The following is a 19,554-nucleotide window of genomic DNA, read 5'->3' as shown; positions in this document are numbered from 1 at the left end:
CGCGGCCCCAAATGTTCCGAGTCCATGGCCCACTATGATTTTCTCACCATCTGGCGCACCCTGGCCCCGCTGGAAGCGGTCTGGGACGCTATCCATGCAACCCACCAATGGCCCGAGTGGTGGAAAGGCGTGGAAAGCGCCCAGCCCCTGAAGCCCCCCGGGCAGGACGAGCTCGGTGGAATCATCCGCTATCGCTGGAAAGGCAGGCTGCCCTATACCATCGAATTTGACGCCGAGACCACCCGCATTGAGCTGCTGAATCTGATCGAAGCGTGCGTCGATGGTGACGTCAGGGGCGTGGGTGTCTGGGAGTTTCTGCGCGATGGCAACATCACCGAAATACGCTATTCCTGGCAGGTGGATACGACCAGACTATGGATGAATCTGATCTCACCCGTCGCCAGCCCGCTCATTCGCTGGAACCATGACCTGATCATGCGCTGGGGTGCCGAGGGCCTGTCCGAACATCTCGGCGCCGAGGTGCGGATGAAGACTGGCTAGCTTGCGCGCTCGAGGGCGCAAGCGAGTATCATGGGCGGATGAAGGATTTCAGCGCAGCGGGCGAGATGCCGGATATGAATATGCTGGCCCGCCAGATCAAGGCCTGGGGCCAGGAACTCGGCTTTCAGGGCGTGGCCATCAGCGACACCGAGCTTGGAGAGGCCGAGGCGCGCCTGCTCGACTGGCTCGGCAAGGGCTATCATGGCGACATGGACTTCATGGCCCGCCATGCCAGCCTGCGCGCCCGTCCGGCCGAACTGCATCCGGGCACCCTGCGCATCATCAGCGTGCGCATGAACTACCGCCCGCCGCAGGCCCGGGATAGTTGGGCGGTGCTCGATGAGCCCGAAACCGCTCATATCGCCCGCTATGCCCTGGGCCGCGATTATCACAAGGTGCTCAGAAAGCGCCTACAGCAGCTTGCCAATCGCATCCAGATAGCCGTCGGACCCTTCAGCTACCGGGCCTTCACCGACAGTGCCCCGGTCATGGAGGTCGAACTGGCCCAGAAGGCGGGACTCGGCTGGCGCGGCAAGCACACTTTACTGCTCAACCGCGAGAGCGGCTCCTGGTTCTTTCTCGGCGAGCTCTTCACCGATCTGCCCCTGCCCATCGACCCGCCTGGCGGCAGTTACTGCGGCAGCTGTCAGCGCTGCATCGACATCTGCCCCACCCAGGCCATCGTCGCGCCCTATGAACTCGATGCCCGGCGCTGCATCTCCTATCTCACCATCGAGCACAAGGGCAGCATTCCCGAGGCATTGCGGCCATTGATCGGCAACCGCATCTACGGCTGCGACGACTGCCAGCTCGTCTGTCCCTGGAACAAGTTCGCCCAGGACAGCGCGGAAATGGATTTTGCTGTGCGCCACGGGCTCGACAAGGCCAGCCTGCGGGAGCTTTTTCTATGGACCGAGGAGGAGTTCCACCAGAAGCTGGCCGGCAGCGCCATCCACCGCATCGGCCATGAGCGCTGGCTGCGCAATCTCGCCATCGGGCTTGGCAATGCGCCGAGTTCGCCCCTGATTATCGAGGCACTGCAGGCGCGCGCCGAGCACCCTTCGCCCCTGGTGCGCGAACACGTCGCCTGGGCCCTGTCACGCCATCTGGGTTGAAGTGCCGACCCGGCCGAGCACATCGGGATGCGCGAACCAGCGCAGCTTGCCCTGCGTGGGCTTGTCGGGATGAACGATCAGGCCCGCCACACAGGCCGGCTTCATCGGCAACACCACCCCGCTCAAGTGCGCGATCCAGCGACTCAGATGCGGCTCGTGACCCACGATCAGCAGGCTTTCATCCTCATTCAGGGCTGACCAGCCACGCGCCAGCCGGTGCAAGTGCCCGTCAGGGATATCCTCGTTCAATTCGATTTCCAGCCCGCCCAGCACGCCGGCGACAATCTCCGCGGTCTGGCGGGTACGCACCAAGGGGCTGCACCAGATTCGCGGTTTCTGTTCCCCGAGGCACTGTTGCAGGCCGGCGGCGACAGTCAGCGTGCGGCTTCTGCCTTCCTCGGTCAGTTCCCGCTCGAAATCCGAGGGCCGCAACGCGTGGTCCTCGGCCTTGCCATGACGCATGAAGATCAGTTCCATCAGCGTTTTCCCCCGACTGATTCCCGCCCCTTGCCGGCCTGACCGAGCCAGGCCAGACGCAGACCCGCTGGCAACAGGCGGGCAAGGATGGAGATGATGGCCACGCCGATCAGGCCTGCCATCCATTCATCGATCACGAACTCGAGCCCAAGCTTGCGCGACCAGGCCGCCACTTCGGCGGCCGCCAGCGCGGACCCCAGCAGCAGCATCACCGGACGCCAGACATAGGGCCCGACATCAGGGCGCCAGCGCGCCAGGAAACCCAAGGTGGCCACGGACAGCAGCATGTATTCGAACATGCGCGGCCAGGCTGAAGGCAGGTATGCACCCAGGGCGAGATTCAGTCCAAGCAGGACGAGATAGGACAACAGGGCTGCCAGACCCCAGAGGCCAGCTTTCATGAGAGGCTCCCGGTTTTTCGGAAAAACGCCAGTTTACACCGGGAAAGCGACATCAGTAAGGAAACAAGTAGAGCACGGCTACACTGCTGCTCCAGGCAATCAGCGCCCCCAGCACGGCACCGGCAAGCACGTCGGTGGGGTAATGCAGGCCGAGCGCCACCCGAGAGATCGCCACCAGAACGGCCAGCGGCCAGATCACCAGACCAAGCGCCGGGAAATACATCTGCACCACCACCGCCGCACTGAAGGCATTCATGGCGTGGCCCGAGGGAAATGACCACTCGTCCAGTGGCGCCAGCGCCGTGCGCAGATCCTTCATTACTTCGAAGGGCCGGGGCCTTGAGGTGCGATGCTTCATGTATTTGAACAGACCAATGCACAACCCTGTCGCAATGGCTGCCGCCAGAATGCCACGCCAGCCATTGATGCCCTGCCACCACAGGACAAAGATCACCAGGGTGTACCAGGCCACGCCATCACCCACCCGGCTGGCGAAGATCATGGTATTGCAAAAGAGATCACGGTCCAGGCACTGATTGAGCCAGCGCAGCAGGCGGCATTCCTGGGCGGCAAGCGTTTCACTCAGGACGCTCATTTCGTCATGCCCCGTGCAGGAGCCAGCTGTGCCGGCTGGGTATTGAAAAGCTGGATGTAGCGCCGCTCCAGCGCATCGAAGATCCTGTCCCACCCTTGTTCGGCGGCGCGTTGCCTGGCCATCCGCCCCATTCTCTGGCGCATCTCCCCGGATTGGGCCAGAAAGGCGAGCGGCTGGGCGAAGTCGCTTTCTGCCGGCACCAGCAGGCCATCCTCGCCAGGACGGACCCGCTCATTGACGCCCGGACAGTTGTAGGCCACTACCGGCAGGCCACTTGCCTGGGCCTCCAGGACGACGTTGCCGAAGGTTTCACTGCAGGAAGGAAAGGCGAAAAGATCGGCACTGGCATACCAGCGGGCCAGATCCTCACCCCTTTGCACACCCGCCAGGTAGATTCCGGCAGGCTGTTGCTGACGCAGGCTGCCTTCCAGCGGTCCCCCGCCCACCAGGGCCAGGCGCACCTTGCGCCCGGTGGCCTCGAACTGCAGCCGGAAACGCGCAAAGGCCTCGACCAAAACCGGCAGGTTTTTCTCCTGCGCCAGGCGACCGACATACAGCAGAAGCAGATCGTCCTCCGCCAGCCCGAGCGACTGGCGCAAGATCTCATTGCGCTTGTCCGGACTGAAAAGATCGGCATCCACACCGCGCGACCAGATCTCTACCCGCTCGAAACCCTGTTCGCGCAGGCGCTGGCGGGTACCCTCGCTGGGCACCAGGGTCACGGCACAGCGATTATGGAACTGGCGCAGATAGGCCCGGGCCAGTTTTTCGAAAAGGCCCAGATGATAATGCCCGGCATAGTAATCGAAATTGGTGTGAAAGCTGCTCGCCACCGGCAGGCCGAGATTGCGCGCCGCGCGCAGGGCCGCCCAGCCCAGCGGGCCCTCGGTGGCGACATGGACCAGATCGGTGGCGGAATCCAGCAGGATCTTTTGGATCTGGCCAGCCCTGGCGTAGCCGATGCGGACTTCCTGATAGAACGGCAGGGACCAGCCACTGACGCGATCCGGGGCCGCCACCTCACCAGGCTGACGTGGACGGATCACCTGGACCTCATGCCCACGCGCCTCGAAGGCAGCGAGCCAGCGTCCCAGTGTCATGGCCACCCCATTGACCTCAGGTGGAAAAGTCTCGGTGACCAGGGTCAAGCGCATGCATTACCCCCCTCTGGCAGATATTATGGTTTTTCGGCAGACGCGAAATGGCGCCCGACCTTGATCACCACCGGAAAGAACCCGGCCGGCCCTCATGTTTCTGATGTTTCCCTGCTTTGCAGGCCCGCTTTCCTAGACATACCGCCACCAGACCTTGGCCGCCATCGGCCGATGGTGAGATGAAGAACGCTGGGCACCCCGCCTCCGGATTGTAGCGCATGAGGAAGACAGTTTTATGACGAAAGTTCGTCCGGGCTGACACTCGCCTGCCAGCGTAACTGAAAATGCGGATGCAGCAGGGTCCTTTCCTCGGCCAGATCGGCTTCCAGCAGGGGCAGATGCACCAGCCAGTTTTCTGGAAGGATCAGCAGGATCTGGCGTTTGCCCTTTGCCAGAAGCCGTGCCTGCGCGGGCAAGGCGAGCTGGCCGCGATGAAACAGGAGGCTCAAACGCAGGAGCACGGCCAGGCGTTGCAAGGTCAGGGCCTCTGGCGCGGGCAGTCCGGCAAAGGCTTCACCGTCGAGGGCGGGCATCAGCTTGCGTTGCAGACGGACCAGTCGCGCCAGGATGTCCTGCTCGCGTTTCGAGAAGCCGGGCAGATCGGCATGGCGCAGGATGTATTCACCATGGCGATGATAACCGGAATGCGCAATGTCCAGGCCGATGTCATGGGTCATGATGGCCCAGCGTAGCCAGTCCCAGTGATTGCCCTTGAGCTTCCAGGCCGCCTGGACATCCTCGAAGAAACCCCGGGCAGTCCGGATCACCGTTTCAGCCCGCGAGGCATTGGCCCGAAATCGTGTCTGCAACTGGCGGATACTGCTTTCGCGGGCATCTTCATGATGAATGCGTCCGATCAGGTCGAGCAGGACACCTTCCCGCAAGGCGCCGTCGGCAGCAGCCATGTCATGCAGCGCCAGCAGTGACATCAGAGCATTGAGAATGGCGAATCCACCGGCAAGCACCGGAATGCGATCAGGTTTGAGTCCCTTGAGATCCGCAAAACGTTCAAAACGTTTGAGCGCCAGCAGCCGTGCCCGCAGCCAGTCCATGCCAGGTCGGGTAATGACTGGCCCGAAGTCATTGGCTTCCAGTACGCGCTGGATGGCGCGCACCGTACCCGAGGCGCCAACGGCCTCGTCCCAGCCTGGGGAACGCAGCTGTGGCAGAAACGGCTCGACAGTTACCCTGACCTGATCCTCCAGGGCCTGCAGGGAACTCGGACTGATCTGCGCATCAGGAAAGAACTGACGGCTGGAACTGACGCAGCCGAGATGAAAGCTTTCCACCTCAAGCGGCAGGGATCCCTGACCGACCATGACCTCGGTACTGCCACCGCCGATATCCACCACCAGACGCTTTGCATCAGGCTTCAGACCCAGACTGTGCGCCACGCCCAGATAGATCAGGCGACCTTCCTCACGACCGCTGATGATCTCGATGGGAAAACCCAGTGCCTTTTCCGCGGCCGCCAGGAAATCGCGGGCCTGGCCAGCGACCCGAAGCGTATTGGTACCAACCACACGCACGCGCTCCCGGTTCAGGCCGCGCAAACGCTGGCCAAAACGGCCAAGGCAGGCCAGTGCCCGTGCCTCCACCTCCGCACGCAGGCCGCCTTCGGCGGTGATCCCTTCCGCCAGGCGCACCCCCTCACGGAGGCGGTCCAGCAGTTTGAAGCCCTCGGGTGTCTCCACCGCGAGGACCATGTGAAAGGAATTGGAACCGAGATCCACCGCAGCCAGGTTCAGCGGGGACTGAGCTGGCATGGTCAGTCCTCGTCCAGGGCCTCATGGGTCAGGCGGTCGAGCGTGACGTGCCGGACGTCCTTGCCCTTGACCAGATAGATCACATACTCGGACATGTTCTTGGCGTGATCCCCGATGCGCTCCAGGGCCTTGACCACGAACAGCATGTCGATGGCGAGACTGATGGTGCGGGGGTCCTCCATCATGTAGGTCACCAGATGACGCATCGCCGCACGGAAACTGGAATCCAGGGTATCATCAAGTTTTGCCACCTCCACCGCATCCGCCACGCTCAGACGCGCGAAGGCATCCAGGGCGCCACGCACCATGTTCCGGGCTAGGTCGCCCATGACCACCACATCGCGCATGATTTCAGAATTCATGCGGCTGTAGGACTGCTCACTCAGGTGCAGCGTCATACGCGCGATCTTTTCCGCTTCATCGCCGATGCGCTCGAGATCGGTGATGGTCTTGATGACGGCCATGATCAGCCGCAGATCGCTGGCGATGGGCTGGCGCCGTGCCAGCAGGGTGGTGCACTCCTCGTCGATACGCACTTCCAGCGCATTGACCTCGTGATCGCGACCCATGACCTCGCTGGCCAGATCAAGATCATTGTCGGTCAGGGCCTTCACTGCAAACGTGATCTGCTCCTCTACGAGCCCACCCATTTCCAGGATCAGACGGCGGATCTCGGCCAGCTCCTGGTCGAACCGGTGAGAAATGTGCTCACTTCCGCTTACAGGCATGGCATTACCTCCTTAGCCGTAACGGCCGGTGATATAATCTTCCGTCTGTTTTTTTGTCGGATTGGTGAAGATCGCATTGGTCTCTCCAAACTCCACCAGTTCTCCCAGATACATGAACGCCGTGTAATCCGACACCCGCGCCGCCTGCTGCATGTTGTGCGTCACTATAAGAATAGTGAATTTTTCGCGCAGGTCGGCAATCAGTTCCTCGATGCGCAGGGTCGCAATCGGATCGAGTGCGGAGGTCGGTTCATCGAGCAGGATGATCTCGGGTTGCACGGCAATCGCGCGGGCAATGCAGAGCCGCTGCTGCTGGCCACCCGAAATACTCAGGCCGCTGCGCTTGAGGATGTCCTTGACTTCGTCCCAGAGTGCGGCCTGACGCAGCGCCTGCTCCACCCGTTCATCCATTTCCGCCCGGCGCAGGCGCTCATAAAGCTTGATGCCAAAGGCCACATTGTCATAGATCGACATCGGAAAAGGTGTGGGCTTCTGAAACACCATGCCCACCCGTGCACGCAAGCGGTTCGCATCGAGCTTGGGGTCCAGAATATTCTGGCCATCCAGCAGCACTTCGCCAGTAGCTTTTTGTCCCGGATAAAGGGAATACATGCGGTTGAAGACCCGCAGCAGGGTCGATTTGCCACAGCCGGATGGCCCGATGAAGGCCGTGACCTTGCCGGGTGGGACATCCAGGTTGATGTGCTTGAGCGAATGGAACTTGCCGTAGTGAAAATTCAGGTCCCGGATACTGAGCTTGGGGTCGGTCACAGCCATATCCATGCTAAATCTTACCTCTGCTGATGATCATGCGGGAAACGATGCTCAAGAAGAGAACCACCATTGTCATTACCAGCGCGCCGGCCCAGGCCAGGGCATGCCAGTCTTCATAGGGGCTCATGGCGAACTGGAAAATGACCACCGGCACATTGGCTAGTGGCGCGAGCATGTCCGTACTCCAGAACTGATTACTCAGGGCCGTGAACAGCAGCGGCGCGGTTTCCCCGCTGATACGGGCCAGGGCCAGAATGATTCCTGTCAGGATACCCGACAGCGCGGCCCGGTAGGTCACCTGGGTGATGACTTTCCAGTAAGGCGCCCCCAGGGCCAACGCCGCCTCGCGCATGGTACCGGGCACCAGACGCAGCATTTCATCAGTAGTGCGCAAGACCACCGGGATGAGAATGACCGCCAGCGCCAAGCCGCCAGCCAAACCGGAAAAATGTCCCAGCGGGCGCACGACCATCTCATACACGAATAGTCCAATGATGATCGATGGCGCGCTGAGCAGGATGTCATTGACAAAGCGGATCACCCCACCCATCCGGCTCTTGATGGCGAACTCGCCGAGGAAGGTACCTGCCAGAATGCCGATGGGCGTGCCAATCACAAGGGCCAGTCCAAGCATCATCAGGCTGCCGACGAAGGCATTGGCAAGCCCTCCGGAACTGCCGGGCGGCGGCGTGATCTCGCTAACGAGGCGCCAGTTGATGGCATCCATGCCAAAGTCGATGGTGGTCCAAAGAATCCACACCAGCCAGAAGAGACCAAAGATTGTCGATAGTGCGGAAACCATCAAATTGAAGGCGTTGACCGCCCGCCTGCGAAGATATAACCAGTCCATGACTCCGCCTAGCTCTGTTCACCTTCCCGCCGGTCAAGACGCATCAGCAGCAGCTTGGCCAGGGCGAGAACGATGAAGGTGATGACGAATAATACGAAACCCAGCGCAATCAGCGCCGAGAGATAAAGTTCCGAATCGGCCTCGGCAAACTCATTGGCCAGCGCCGAGGCAATCGAGTTACCCGGCATCAGCAGCGAAAAATCCAGATCATGGGCATTGCCGATGACGAAGGTCACCGCCATGGTTTCACCCAGTGCCCGTCCCAACCCCAGAAAAATGCCGCCGATAACAGCCGTGCGGGTATAGGGCAGCACCACATTCCAGACCACTTCCCAAGTGGTGCCGCCAAGCCCTGTGGCCGACTCCTTGAGCATGGGCGGGACCACCAGAAAGACATCGCGCATGATGGCAGTGATGAAGGGGATGATCATGATGCCAAGAATCAGGCCCGTAGTCAGCATGCCAATGCCAAAGGGTGGCCCCTGAAACAGGAAGCCAATGCCCGGCAGTGCCCCCAGGTGCTCATCCACCCACGGCTCCACGTGATCTGCGAAGAAGGGCGCGAATACGAACAATCCCCACATGCCATAGATGATGCTGGGGATAGCCGCCAGCAACTCGATGGCCGAGCCGATAGGCTGGCGCAGCCAGCGTGGCGCCATCTCGGTGATGAATATTGCAATGCCGAAACTGACCGGTACCGCGACCAGCAAGGCCAGCAGCGAACTGACGAGGGTGCCATAGATGGGAACCAGGGCTCCAAACTGCTGCTGGACCGGATCCCATTCGCGGCTGACCAAAAAGCCCCAGCCAAAGCGGTCCAGCGCCTGCCACCCCCCCCAGACCAGTGATGCGGCAATCAGAATCAGCAGTGTAAAGACAAAATATGCCGTAGTACTGGTAAGCGCCCTGAAGAGCTTGTCGCCCATGGCGGCTCGAGGTGGATCGCTGCGGCTGACTGTCTGCACGCTTGCTCCTGTGCGCGAAAATATCCAAATAAAAGCGGGGTCCAAAGGCCCCGCAAGTGTACCCCAAGATTTGCCGATGCGGCTACAAGGGGGGTGATTATTACATCTTTAGCTCGGCCTTGCTGTAATTCATGATCTGCTTGACCGTGGCAGCCGGCATCGGTACATAGTCAAGCTGCTTGGCAATCTGCTGGCCATTGTTCAGGAACCAAGTGGCGAAGTCCATGACCGACTTGTTCTTCTGAGGGGCGGCGTCCTTGCGCACCAGCAACCAGCTTGTCCCCGTAATCGGCCAGCTCTGGGCGCCCGGCTGATTGGTCAGGATCAGATAGAAATCCCGGGTCTTGGCCCAGTCGGCATTCGCCGCAGCGGCCTGGAAAGTATCATCGCTGGGCAGTACCCAGGTGCCATCGCGACTCTGCATTGCACCATATACCAACCTGTTCTGGTGGGCATAAGCGTACTCCACATAACCGATGGACCCCTTTAGCCGACCCACGTAGGCAGACACACCCTCATTGCCTTTGCCCCCCACACCTGTTGGCCATGCCACAGACGTACCCTCACCCACTTTTGTCTTCCACTCGGGGCTGACCTTGGAAAGATAATTGACGAAGTTGAAGGTGGTACCGGAACCATCGGAACGATGCACAACAACAATCCGCGAGTTGGGCAGGTTCAGACGGGGATTCAGGGTCTTGATGGCTGGGTCATTCCACTTGGTTATCTTACCCAGATAAATATCCGCCAACACCTTGCCATTAAAGCGAATCTGGCCGGGTTTAATGCCAGGCAGGTTCACCACCGGCACAACGCCACCCATTACAGCGGGGAATTGCGCCAGTTTCTGCTTGTCCAGCTCTTGGGGAGCCAGCGGCATGTCTGATGCACCAAAATCCACAGTACCCGCCTTGATCTGAGCGATACCGCCCCCAGAGCCGATAGACTGGTAGTTGACAGAATTGCCGGTCTTGGCCTTGTAGGCCTCGGCCCACTTGGAAATGACAGGGTACACAAAAGTGGAACCCGCACCGGTAATTTGGGCGGCCTGGGCCGTGGCCGTGAAGCCAGCAAAACCGACGGCCATGACGCCGGCACAGAGACCACGCATAATGTAATTCTTAGCTAGGGACATCTTTTTCTCCTTTGAGGAACAGACAACGTTGAATCGGATTTCATGTAGCCCCATCCTACTAAAGGATTGTTACAGTTTGATGACAGAGACCTTCTGAAAACCATAAGGTTAGGGGGTAATCCCCCCACAAATCAGCGGTTTTTGTAAGTAGAATTTTCTCATAGACTGAAGACCTGAGGAGATTGTGCATGAAGAAGTCCCGCTACACTGACAGCCAGATCCTGGGCATATTGAAGCAGGCGGAGGGTGGCACACCGGTTCCGACCCTGTGCCGTGAGCACGGCATGAGCAATGCGACCTTTTACAAGTGGCGCGCCCGGTACGGCGGCATGGATGCGTCGCTGATGGCGCGGCTCAAGGAACTGGAGGACGAGAACCGGCGACTGAAGAAGATGTATGCCGAAGAACGATTGTAGGCCGAGATCGTCACCGAGGCCCTCGATCACCTGATTGCCTGGCGTGGAAAGCCTTTGGTGATCCGCTGTGACAATGGTCCCGAATACATCAGCCAGTTGCTCACCGATTGGGCCAAGGCTCAGGGTGTTACCATTACCCATATCCAGCCCGGCAAGCCGCAACAGAACGCCTATGTCGAGCGCTACAACCGCACCGTGCGCTATGACTGGTTGAACCAGCATCTGTTTGATCCATTGCACAAGTCCAGGACTTCGCCACCCGATGGCTCTGGACCTACAACCACGAACGCCCGAACATGGCCATCGGCGGTATTACCCCTCAACAAAAGTTGGCCTTCGTGGCATAACCTCTACTTGCGCGGACCCCTAAAAAGGGGAGGATTACCGTAGTACCGATTGTTTTTCGGTTAGGGAGACTCTGAAAAACTCGCCGTATAGTGGATAATGATGTCATTGGCCAGCGTAGCGTGGAGGTGAGTCATGGATCAGCTGAGTTTTGCCGAAGCCGAGTACTAGAGCAAGAAGCGGCGGACCCGCCGGGAGGTGTTTCTGGCGCGGATGGAGCAGCTGATTCCCTGGGCCGCGCTGGAAGCCCAGATCGCACGCCACTATCCCCAGGGGCGTCAGGGCCGGCCACCGTATCGCTTGTCCGTCATGCTCCGGGTGCACTGTCTGCAGCTCTTTTACAATCTCAGCGACCCGGCCATGGAAGATGCCCTGTACGAGATTGCCTCCATGCGCCGCTTCGCCGGGCTGAGCCTGTCCGATCCCTTGCCCGATGAGACCACCATCCTCAACTTTCGGCATTTCCTGGAGCGCCATGGCCTGGGTCAGGTCGTGTTTGCTGCGGTGAACCAGCATCTGGCGCAGCACGGTCTGATGCTGCGCGAGGGCAGCATCCTGGATGCCAGCATCATTGCCGCTCCCAGTTCCACCAGGAACCAGTCCGGACCGGAACACCCACCGGCTGTACTGGCTGGCAGCCTTTACCAACCTGCTGATCGGCAGTAGATACCTGCCATCACGGGCGTAGTGCGCCCAGTGAAGTATCGACTACAGGCAGTATGCCGCTAACGCTATCCGTCCAGCTCTTGGGGGTCAGTTCATTCCCGAGGCGATTCATTCACCACGCACCGCATGAGGCCTGGTTCAGGCATCTGGCGCTTGATCGCTCGCTGTCCGCTTCGACGTGCCGGATTCATCTCGCGGTGCGTTCTCTCTATGTGCAGGTGCTGAAGTGGCCGTTGTTCGACGTGCTGTTCGTGGTACCGAAGCGTGCCCAGCGCATTCCCGAGTTTGCTGACGCGCAACGAGGCGCGGCGCATCTTGGCGTGTTCGAACCCCAAGCACCGGATGCTGCTCCAGAGCTGCTACGGCTGCGGCCTGCGGTAGCGAGGTGGCTACGGGTGCGCGACATCGACGGCTAGCGCAGACAGTAGTCGAAACTGATTAATTGACTTACATAATGCGAACTATTATCATTATTATCAATGTTACCGTCGTGAAGTAACCCAACATTGGGGAGGGCAGGTATGCGCTTGCAAACTCGCTGCCCGTCAGGGATGCCCTCCCTCGTCCGCACTCATGAATTGAATTTATCCGGGATGACAGCCTCGTTGACCGCCCCTTCTGCCGTGAAAGCCGATCTGCGGAACGCAGTGCGTTTCGCGGCTGCCGCACTCCCCTATCCGGCGCTGTCGAAGCGACTCGGCGAGGAAGGCGTCGTGTGGCTGAATGTCCTGGTCAACCCGGACGGCTCGGTGATCACCTGGTACTTCATCGTGTCCAAGAGCATCGCCAACTGGCGCATGAACCGGTGGTTGAGGCGCTGATCATGACCGCGCTCGGCCTGGCGGTCGCCATCCCAGCCGTGCTTGCCTACAACATCTTCAACCGCGCAGATCGGGTTCGTCACCGAGCCGAAAACCGCTGCCCATTGAACCGTTCCGGGATTCTCAGACATGTTCACCCTTGACCGCTCGGACGATTTCCAGCTTTACCGCATCGAGCGCATCCACACGCCTGAGCACGCGCCGGAATGGCACAACTGGCTACAGGAGTTGGGCTTCATCCCCGGCGAGAAAGTGATGCTGATGGCGCGCGCGCAGCCGGGCGGTGATCCGCTGGTGGTACGCGTCGGCTCGTCCACCTTCGCCCTGCGCTGCGCCGAGGCCGCCTGCATCGAAGTCACGCTGCTGGATAACGCGCTGGGGGCTGCATGAGCGCCTGCCACGATTCGGGCAACCGCGACCACGCGCAATCCGCCGTCGTTCATGTACATCGCGGCGGGCCGCTGGTGGCACTGGTGGGCAACCCCAACTGCGGCAAGACCGCGTTGTTCAACGTCCTGACGGGTGGCCGGCAGAAGGTGGCGAACTACGCCGGCGTCACCGTCGAACGCAAGGAAGGCCGCTATCTCACGACGGCGGGCAAGGCGCTGCGCGTGCTCGACTTGCCGGGCACCTACAGCCTCAACCCGCGTTCGCCCGACGAGCAGGTGACGGTCGACGTGCTGATGGGTCGCGCGCGCGGCGAAAAACGCCCGGACCGCGTGATCTGCGTGGTCGACGCCACCAACCTGCGGCGCAATCTCCGCCTCGTCCTAGCCATGAAACGCCTCGGCCTGCCCTGTGTGGTGGCGCTCAACATGACCGACCTGGCGGCGCGGCGCGGCATCCACGTGGATGTGGACAAACTGTCCCTCGAGCTCGGCGTGCCCGTGGTCAAGACCGTCGCGGTCAGGAAGGGCGGCGCAACCGCCCTGCGTACGCTGCTCGATGCGCCGGCCGAGGCCTGGCGCGGCGATGCCGCGCACTTGCCCGCATCGGAAACCGACGCCCCGGTCGTCACGGTGGAAGCAGACCACGACACGGTGCAGCGCATCCTCGTCAGCCTCGGCCTCGACGTGCACGCGCCGCACACGCTATCTGACCGGATTGACCGCGTGGTGCTGCACCCGGTCATCGGCATGGCGCTGCTCATGGTGGTGTTGTTTCTGATGTTCCAGGCCGTGTTCAGCTGGGCCGAGGCGCCGATGGGCTGGATCGAATCTGCCACCACATGGGTGGCTGACGGCGTCACCGCCGCGCTGCCCGACGGCTGGTTGCGCAGCCTGCTCGTCGACGGGATCATCGCGGGCGCGGGCGGGGTGCTGGTGTTCCTGCCGCAGATCCTCATCCTGTTCTTCTTCATCCTGATCCTGGAGGAGTCGGGCTACCTGCCGCGCGCCGCCTTCATGCTCGACCGCCTGATGGGCAGCGTGGGCCTGTCGGGCCGTTCGTTCATCCCGCTGCTGTCCAGCTTCGCCTGCGCGATCCCCGGCATCATGGCCGCGCGCACCATCGCCAGCCCGCGCGACCGCCTGGTCACCATCATGATCGCGCCGCTGATGACCTGCTCGGCGCGGCTGCCGGTGTATGCGCTGCTGATCGGCGCCTTCATCCCCAAGCGCGACGTGGCCGGCCTGTTCAAGTTGCAGGGCCTGGTGCTGTTCGGCCTCTACGTCGCCGGCGTGCTCAGCGCGATGGGCATCGCCTGGCTGGCCAAGCGCCTCACCACCCGCGGCCTGCCACGGCCGCTGATGATGGAACTGCCGACCTACCATTGGCCGACGCCGCGCAACGTCGCCATCGGCCTGTGGCAGCGCGCGTCCATCTTCCTCAAGCGCGTCGGCGGCATCATCCTGGCACTCACAGTTGTCATGTGGTTCCTCGCCAGCTTCCCCGCGCCGCCCGCCGGCGCGACCGGACCGGCGATCGAATACAGCCTCGCCGGCACGCTCGGCCAAGGCCTCGCCACGATATTTGAGCCCATCGGCTTCAACTGGCAGATCAGCGTGGCACTGGTGCCGGGCATGGCCGCGCGCGAAGTCGCGGTCAGCGCGCTCGGCACCGTCTACGCGCTGTCGGCCAGCGGCGACGACACCGCACAAGCCCTGACACCGCTGATCGCGCACAGTTGGAGCCTCGCCACCGCGCTGTCGCTGCTGACCTGGTTCGTCTTCGCACCGCAGTGCCTGTCCACGCTCGCCACCGTCAAGCGCGAAACCGGCGGCTGGAAAATGCCGCTTCTCATGGCCGGCTATCTGTTCGGCATGGCCTGGCTCGCGTGTTTCATCGTGTATCACCTCGCCGTCGCAGCGGGTTGGGGATGACCCATGCCCCTTCTGTTTACAGGTAACCAATAAATGGAAACCCAATTAATAAAGCAGTTCTTTTGTCAATCCGCCACCATCTCGTTTATCCTTTCAGCGCTGCCGTTATGGGTCGCGCACTCACAGGCTCATGCTTCGGAGGTCACGCTCGAACCCGTCATCGTCACCGCCACCATCGAGAACTCCGCGCAACGTGCGGCGAACGTCGAGGTCGATTCGGCCAACGCGATGTCGGTGATCGGTTCGAAGCAACTCGCGCAGTACGGGGAGCAGTCGCTCGGCGACGCCCTGCGCCGCGTGCCGGGCGTGACCTTCGACGGCGCCAACCGGGCGCGCGAAGTGCGTCTGCGCGGCCTGCCCAGTCAATACACGCAGGTGCTGATCAACGGGCGACGTCTGCTCGACGGCAATTCACGCCGCACCGTCGAGCTCGACCGTATCCCGACCGGACTGGTCGAGCGCGTCGAGGTGATCCGCGCGCCGCGCGCAAGCATGGACGCCCAAGGCGTAGCCGGCACCATCAACATCGTGCTCAAGGACGGGGCCCAGTTGCCGACGCAGATCACGGTCGGTGCTGGTCATCTGGAGAGCAACGGCGCACAGGGCGAAGCGGGTCTGGTCACGGGCGGCGCCAGGGGCGCACTCGAATACTCGCTGGCCTTCAACGCACAGCGCTTCCGTCGTTCGGAAAGCAAGAATGTCTACGAGTACGACGGCGACGGCGCCCCAACCGGCGCGACACTGAACGAAAACCAGCGCCACTTCGACCAGGTGACGTTCGCGCCGCGCCTGAGCCTGGCCGTGAGCGACGATACACGCTTGCGCTTCGAGCCGATCTACACGCGCATCCAGGAGACGTGGGACGATGATATCGATACGCCGCTCAAGGCTGACCTGGTCACCCATGACCGCGTCACCGCCGAACGGCTCGAACGCGCGCGCCAGACCTATGGCATCTATACGGCGGTCGAGCACAAGCTGGGCGACCGCTCCGACTTTCTGGTCGGCCTCGACGCGCAGCGCGCCAAGGTCGACACCGACCGCGACGAGGTGCGATTCAATACCAACAGCACGATCAACCGCGAGCGTCAGCGCTTCGAACTGATCGAGATGACGTCGTTGCGCCCCGAGGCGGTGCTGTCGCTGCGCCGGGGCGACCATGCGATGCGCTTCGGTGTCGAAGGTAGCCGCGAGACCCACGACGAAAACAACGGTGAAGTCACCAACGGCGTGCCCGCGGCGCCACGCGCCGACCGAATCTTCGCGATCGAGGAGCAGCGTCTGGCCGCGTGGGCCGAAGACGATTGGCAGGTTGGCGATCGTCTGCGGGCCAACTACGGCCTGCGCCACGAGCGCTCGGAGACCACGACCGAGGATTTCTTCGGCGACAAGCGGCGGCGAGATGCAAGCTTCTTGCTTCCATCGATGAATCTGGTGTATGCCCTTCAGCCCTCGACCGACTTGCGCTTCGGCGTCGCGCGCACGCTACGCCGGCCTGACCTGCGCACGCTGTCGCCGGCCACCGAATCGAACGCCGGCACGGCGGCCGACCCGGACCGCCAGGGCAATCCCGACCAGCGTCCCGAATCGGTGTGGGGGGTCGACACGGGTTTGTATCACTACTTCGCGCAACAGCGCGGCCAAGTGTCGCTGAATGCCTTCGCGCGCCGCTTCTCGGACAAGATCGAGGACGTCGTGCGCAACGAGGCAGGGCGCTTCGTGTCGATCCCGGAGAACGTCGGCAAGGGGCGCGCTACCGGGCTCGAAGCGACCGGCCGCGTGCCGCTCGACGGCATCGGGCTGGATGCGGTGACGCTGTGGGGCAACGCGGTCTACACCCGCTCCCGCGTCGACGAGAGCGGCGGCGCCGGCCGGCCTTTCCTCGATCAGCCTGATGTGGTCGCCAACCTCGGCGTTGACTATCAGGTGCCGGCATGGCGGACGGTGTTCGGGTTCGCGGTGAACTGGACCGCGCCCATCGACCAGGCACAACGTCTGTCCGGCGGCGGCCGCCTCGACAGCGACATTGACGCGCGTACCCGCGTGGACCTGACGATGCGCACCGAGATATCGCGCGCCGCGGTTTTTTCGCTCAGCCTGACCAACCTGCTGGGCGAGACCGAGGAGCGCGAGGACCGCGTGTTCGACGCCGCAGGCAGCCCGCAGTCGCTGGCGCGTACGTCCGAGCCGACCTACCGCGCCATCTACGCGCGGCTGAACTGGAGTTTCTAAGCGATGGCGATACGTGCCTGGATATTGCGGTTGCACCGCTGGCTAGGGCTGGCGCTGTTTGCGCTGCTGACGCTGCAGTGCGCCAGCGGCGTGCTGATCCAGTTCGGATCGGACATCGAGCGCTTCATCCTGCCGGAGGTTATGCGCGCCGCCACGCCGGGCACAGCGCTTGCGCTTGAGACTCAGGCCACGCGCGCCGCACAGCTCGGTATCGGCACGACGACGGCGCAAGCGGCGGGCTATGTCGCTACGCGGGTGATTCCCGGCGTGCCCGCCGAGTCGGTCACGATGGTGCGTATGGAATCGGCCACGGCCGAGCCGCGCGAGATCGAGGTCTTCGTCGATCCTGTCAGCGGCGCGGTTCATGGCTGGCGCGACCACGACGCGCGCGGCCTCGACCGGCTGCATCTGATGCCCACGCTCAATGACCTGCACACCGAACTCTTGAGCGGCGAAGCAGCGCAGAGTCTGCTGGCGGTCGTGGCAGCGCTGTGGCTGCCGCTGGCGGCGGCGGGCGTGTTCATCACCCTGCCGCGGCGCTTCGCGTGGGCCCGGTGGAAGCGCATGTGGGCCATCCGCAACGTCGACACCGACGCGCATCGCGCAAGCGGGCTATGGCTGTCGGCCTTCGCGCTCATATTGGCCGCGACGACCGTGCTGATGGTGTTCGACGACGAGGTTTTCGGCGACATCCGCTACCCTGCCGACACCCGGGCCGCTCAGGCAATCGGCTTCGATGCGGCGGCGCAGCGCGCGCAAATAGCGCTGGGCGTCGAGGCCACGCAGTATCGGCCACGCGTAATCCGTCATGAAGCGGGCGACGGCCGCTACCGTGTCGAACTGCGGCACGCCGCTCAAGGAACGTGGCAGCGGCCCGACGAGCGTATCTATCTCGCCGCCACCGATGGTGCGGTGATCGGCCGCCAAGGCTGGCTCGCCGCCTCCGGCGCGCAACAACTGCGTGCGCTGTCCTTGTTCGCGCATACCGGCGAAATCCTCGGGCTTGCCGGGCGGTGGCTGTTCGTTGTCGCCGGGCTGGCCCTGGCGACCCATTTCGTGTTCGGCTTCCGGGGCTGGTTGCGGCGCAGGCGTGCGCGGCTACAGGACCAGGCGCTGCCCCAGGTTTGAGCCGCCAAGTGTCGATTCTTGATTGGGGCTGTCCAGCTTCGACATCCCGCTCATGCGATAGAATGTACAAAAATGATAGAATGTACAAAAATACAGTATCGCAAGGACGCGGATCATGCCCAAGCAGGGGCTGGTAGGAAACCGGTCTGCCTGTACGCCGAAATCAAATTAAGGAAAAATTATGTTCCGACAAACCCTATCGATCCTCCTCGGTGCCTTCATGGCCTTGACTGCGCTGGCCGCGCACGCCGACGCCGCACTGGGCGCCAAATACCATCCACACGCGGAAAAGGTCATCAACAACGTCTACGCGATCGTCGGCCCGCTGGGCCAGCGCAGCGCGGAGAACGACGGCCTCAACGCCAACTACGGCTTCATCGTCACGCGTGAAGGCGTGATCCTAATCGACTCCGGTCCAAGCCGGCTGGGCGCGCAGAAACTCGAAGCCGCCGTGCGCAAGGTGACCGAGCAGCCGGTGCGTTGGGTTATCAACACCGGCAGCCAGGACCACCGCTGGCTCGGCAACGACTACTTCGCGGCACAGGGCGCCGAGGTCGTCGCCATGCAGCGTACTGCGGCCACCCAGGCGGAAGATGCAACCCAGCAGATGCAGGGTCTCGAACGCTTCCTCGGCGCGCGGCTCGCCGGCACGAAGCCCTTGCCCGCCACCAAGACGCTGGCGGGCGACCACGCCACGCTCACCCTCGGCGGCATAAAGCTCGAACTCGCCTACACCGACACCCACTACCCGGGCGACGCCAGGGTGTGGTTACCCAAGCAGCGTGTCATGTTCAGCGGTGATCTGGTCTATGTGGACCGTCTGCTGGCCGTATTGCCCTGGTCCAGCGTGAAGAACGGCCAGAAGGCGTTCAAGGCGCTCGCCGCGCTCAAGCCCATGCGCATCGTGCCCGGCCACGGCCGCGTGTGCGACCTGGCGCAGGCGCAGCGTGAGACCGGCGACTACTACGACTTCCTGGCCGAGAAAGTCGGCACCGCCGCGCGCGAGATGGAGCCGATGGATGCCACGCTCGACCGCTACGCCGACGTGCCTGCGTTCCGCCACCTGAAGAACTACAGTGACCTGCACCGCGCCAACATGAACCGCGCATTCACCCAGTTCGAGTCGCAATAATGTTCGATGCATACGCCAGTTGCAGGTGT

20 protein-coding genes and 2 pseudogenes are annotated in these 19,554 nt (G+C 62.3%); 12 read left to right on the top strand and 10 right to left on the bottom strand.

Going from position 1 to position 19,554, the window contains the following annotated elements; all coding sequences use genetic code 11:
- Window positions 1-24: 24 nt before the first annotated feature.
- Complete coding sequence (locus tag WOB96_RS02370) at window positions 25-501, top strand: SRPBCC family protein (protein WP_341369666.1); 477 nt, start codon at window positions 25-27, stop codon at window positions 499-501.
- Between the two features lie 38 nt (window positions 502-539).
- A complete protein-coding gene (queG, locus tag WOB96_RS02365; protein ID WP_341369665.1) occupies window positions 540-1,616 on the top strand; it encodes a tRNA epoxyqueuosine(34) reductase QueG in 1,077 nt (358 codons plus the stop codon).
- Here queG and sixA read toward each other — a convergent pair.
- The 10 genes from sixA to pstS all read right to left on the bottom strand — a co-directional run bounded on the left by sixA (window position 1,599) and on the right by pstS (window position 10,464).
- Window positions 1,599-2,093: a phosphohistidine phosphatase SixA gene (gene sixA / locus WOB96_RS02360; RefSeq protein ID WP_341369664.1), complete on the bottom strand. Its 495-nt coding sequence runs from the start codon at window positions 2,091-2,093 to the stop codon at window positions 1,599-1,601. The two genes, queG and sixA, sit on opposite strands and share 18 nt — an antisense overlap.
- Complete coding sequence (locus WOB96_RS02355) at window positions 2,093-2,494, bottom strand: hypothetical protein (RefSeq protein ID WP_341369663.1); 402 nt, start codon at window positions 2,492-2,494, stop codon at window positions 2,093-2,095. The genes sixA and WOB96_RS02355 overlap by 1 nt, the downstream gene beginning before the upstream one ends.
- Window positions 2,495-2,546: 52 nt before the next feature.
- Window positions 2,547-3,089 (bottom strand): phosphatase PAP2 family protein, encoded by a 543-nt coding sequence (locus tag WOB96_RS02350; protein ID WP_341369662.1) that lies wholly within the window; start codon window positions 3,087-3,089, stop codon window positions 2,547-2,549.
- Window positions 3,086-4,243 carry a glycosyltransferase family 4 protein gene (locus WOB96_RS02345; protein WP_341369661.1) on the bottom strand — a complete coding sequence of 386 codons (1,158 nt, stop codon included), beginning with the start codon at window positions 4,241-4,243 and terminating at the stop codon, window positions 3,086-3,088. Before WOB96_RS02345 ends, WOB96_RS02350 begins: the two co-directional genes overlap by 4 nt.
- A gap of 233 nt (window positions 4,244-4,476) precedes the next feature.
- Complete coding sequence (locus tag WOB96_RS02340) at window positions 4,477-6,009, bottom strand: Ppx/GppA phosphatase family protein (RefSeq protein ID WP_341369660.1); 1,533 nt, start codon at window positions 6,007-6,009, stop codon at window positions 4,477-4,479.
- 2 nt (window positions 6,010-6,011) lie between these two features.
- Window positions 6,012-6,737: a phosphate signaling complex protein PhoU gene (gene phoU, locus WOB96_RS02335; protein WP_341369659.1), complete on the bottom strand. Its 726-nt coding sequence runs from the start codon at window positions 6,735-6,737 to the stop codon at window positions 6,012-6,014.
- A gap of 12 nt (window positions 6,738-6,749) precedes the next feature.
- Window positions 6,750-7,520, bottom strand: a complete 771-nt coding sequence (pstB, locus tag WOB96_RS02330; RefSeq protein WP_341369658.1) for a phosphate ABC transporter ATP-binding protein PstB — start codon at window positions 7,518-7,520, stop codon at window positions 6,750-6,752.
- A 1-nt stretch (window position 7,521) separates the two neighbouring features.
- On the bottom strand, window positions 7,522-8,361 hold the full coding sequence (gene pstA, locus WOB96_RS02325; protein ID WP_341369657.1) for a phosphate ABC transporter permease PstA: 840 nt from the start codon (window positions 8,359-8,361) through the stop codon (window positions 7,522-7,524).
- Between the two features lie 8 nt (window positions 8,362-8,369).
- Window positions 8,370-9,329 carry a phosphate ABC transporter permease subunit PstC gene (gene pstC, locus WOB96_RS02320; RefSeq protein ID WP_341369656.1) on the bottom strand — a complete coding sequence of 320 codons (960 nt, stop codon included), beginning with the start codon at window positions 9,327-9,329 and terminating at the stop codon, window positions 8,370-8,372.
- Window positions 9,330-9,429: 100 nt separating this feature from the next.
- Complete coding sequence (pstS, locus tag WOB96_RS02315) at window positions 9,430-10,464, bottom strand: phosphate ABC transporter substrate-binding protein PstS (RefSeq protein ID WP_341369655.1); 1,035 nt, start codon at window positions 10,462-10,464, stop codon at window positions 9,430-9,432.
- 188 nt (window positions 10,465-10,652) lie between these two features.
- Between pstS and WOB96_RS02310 the strand changes: the two are divergent.
- The 10 genes and pseudogenes from WOB96_RS02310 to WOB96_RS02265 all read left to right on the top strand — a co-directional run bounded on the left by WOB96_RS02310 (window position 10,653) and on the right by WOB96_RS02265 (window position 19,525).
- Window positions 10,653-11,227 (top strand): annotated as a pseudogene (locus WOB96_RS02310) (transposase).
- A gap of 193 nt (window positions 11,228-11,420) precedes the next feature.
- Window positions 11,421-11,891, top strand: a pseudogene (locus WOB96_RS02305) (IS5 family transposase); the annotation flags it as partial.
- 53 nt (window positions 11,892-11,944) lie between these two features.
- Window positions 11,945-12,307, top strand: a complete 363-nt coding sequence (locus WOB96_RS02300; RefSeq protein ID WP_341369653.1) for a hypothetical protein — start codon at window positions 11,945-11,947, stop codon at window positions 12,305-12,307.
- A 177-nt stretch (window positions 12,308-12,484) separates the two neighbouring features.
- Entirely contained in the window at window positions 12,485-12,712 is a 228-nt protein-coding gene (locus WOB96_RS02295) for a hypothetical protein (RefSeq protein ID WP_341369652.1), read from the top strand.
- Window positions 12,713-12,714: 2 nt separating this feature from the next.
- Window positions 12,715-12,855 (top strand): MotA/TolQ/ExbB proton channel family protein, encoded by a 141-nt coding sequence (locus WOB96_RS02290; RefSeq protein ID WP_341369651.1) that lies wholly within the window; start codon window positions 12,715-12,717, stop codon window positions 12,853-12,855.
- A complete protein-coding gene (locus WOB96_RS02285) occupies window positions 12,842-13,102 on the top strand; it encodes a FeoA family protein (RefSeq protein ID WP_341369650.1) in 261 nt (86 codons plus the stop codon). Before WOB96_RS02290 ends, WOB96_RS02285 begins: the two co-directional genes overlap by 14 nt.
- Window positions 13,099-15,033, top strand: a complete 1,935-nt coding sequence (feoB, locus tag WOB96_RS02280; protein WP_341369649.1) for a ferrous iron transporter B — start codon at window positions 13,099-13,101, stop codon at window positions 15,031-15,033. Before WOB96_RS02285 ends, feoB begins: the two co-directional genes overlap by 4 nt.
- 33 nt (window positions 15,034-15,066) lie before the next feature.
- Window positions 15,067-17,265: a TonB-dependent receptor plug domain-containing protein gene (locus WOB96_RS02275; protein WP_341369648.1), complete on the top strand. Its 2,199-nt coding sequence runs from the start codon at window positions 15,067-15,069 to the stop codon at window positions 17,263-17,265.
- A gap of 3 nt (window positions 17,266-17,268) precedes the next feature.
- Window positions 17,269-18,393 carry a PepSY-associated TM helix domain-containing protein gene (locus tag WOB96_RS02270; protein WP_341369647.1) on the top strand — a complete coding sequence of 375 codons (1,125 nt, stop codon included), beginning with the start codon at window positions 17,269-17,271 and terminating at the stop codon, window positions 18,391-18,393.
- A gap of 181 nt (window positions 18,394-18,574) precedes the next feature.
- Window positions 18,575-19,525 (top strand): MBL fold metallo-hydrolase, encoded by a 951-nt coding sequence (locus WOB96_RS02265; RefSeq protein ID WP_341369646.1) that lies wholly within the window; start codon window positions 18,575-18,577, stop codon window positions 19,523-19,525.
- Window positions 19,526-19,554: the final 29 nt, after the last annotated feature.

The organism is Thermithiobacillus plumbiphilus, from assembly GCF_038070005.1.
In the GTDB taxonomy this organism is placed as follows: domain Bacteria; phylum Pseudomonadota; class Gammaproteobacteria; order Acidithiobacillales; family Thermithiobacillaceae; genus JBBPCO01.
Note: the sequence above shows the minus strand (reverse complement) of the source record. Positions and strands in the feature narration are given on the sequence as shown.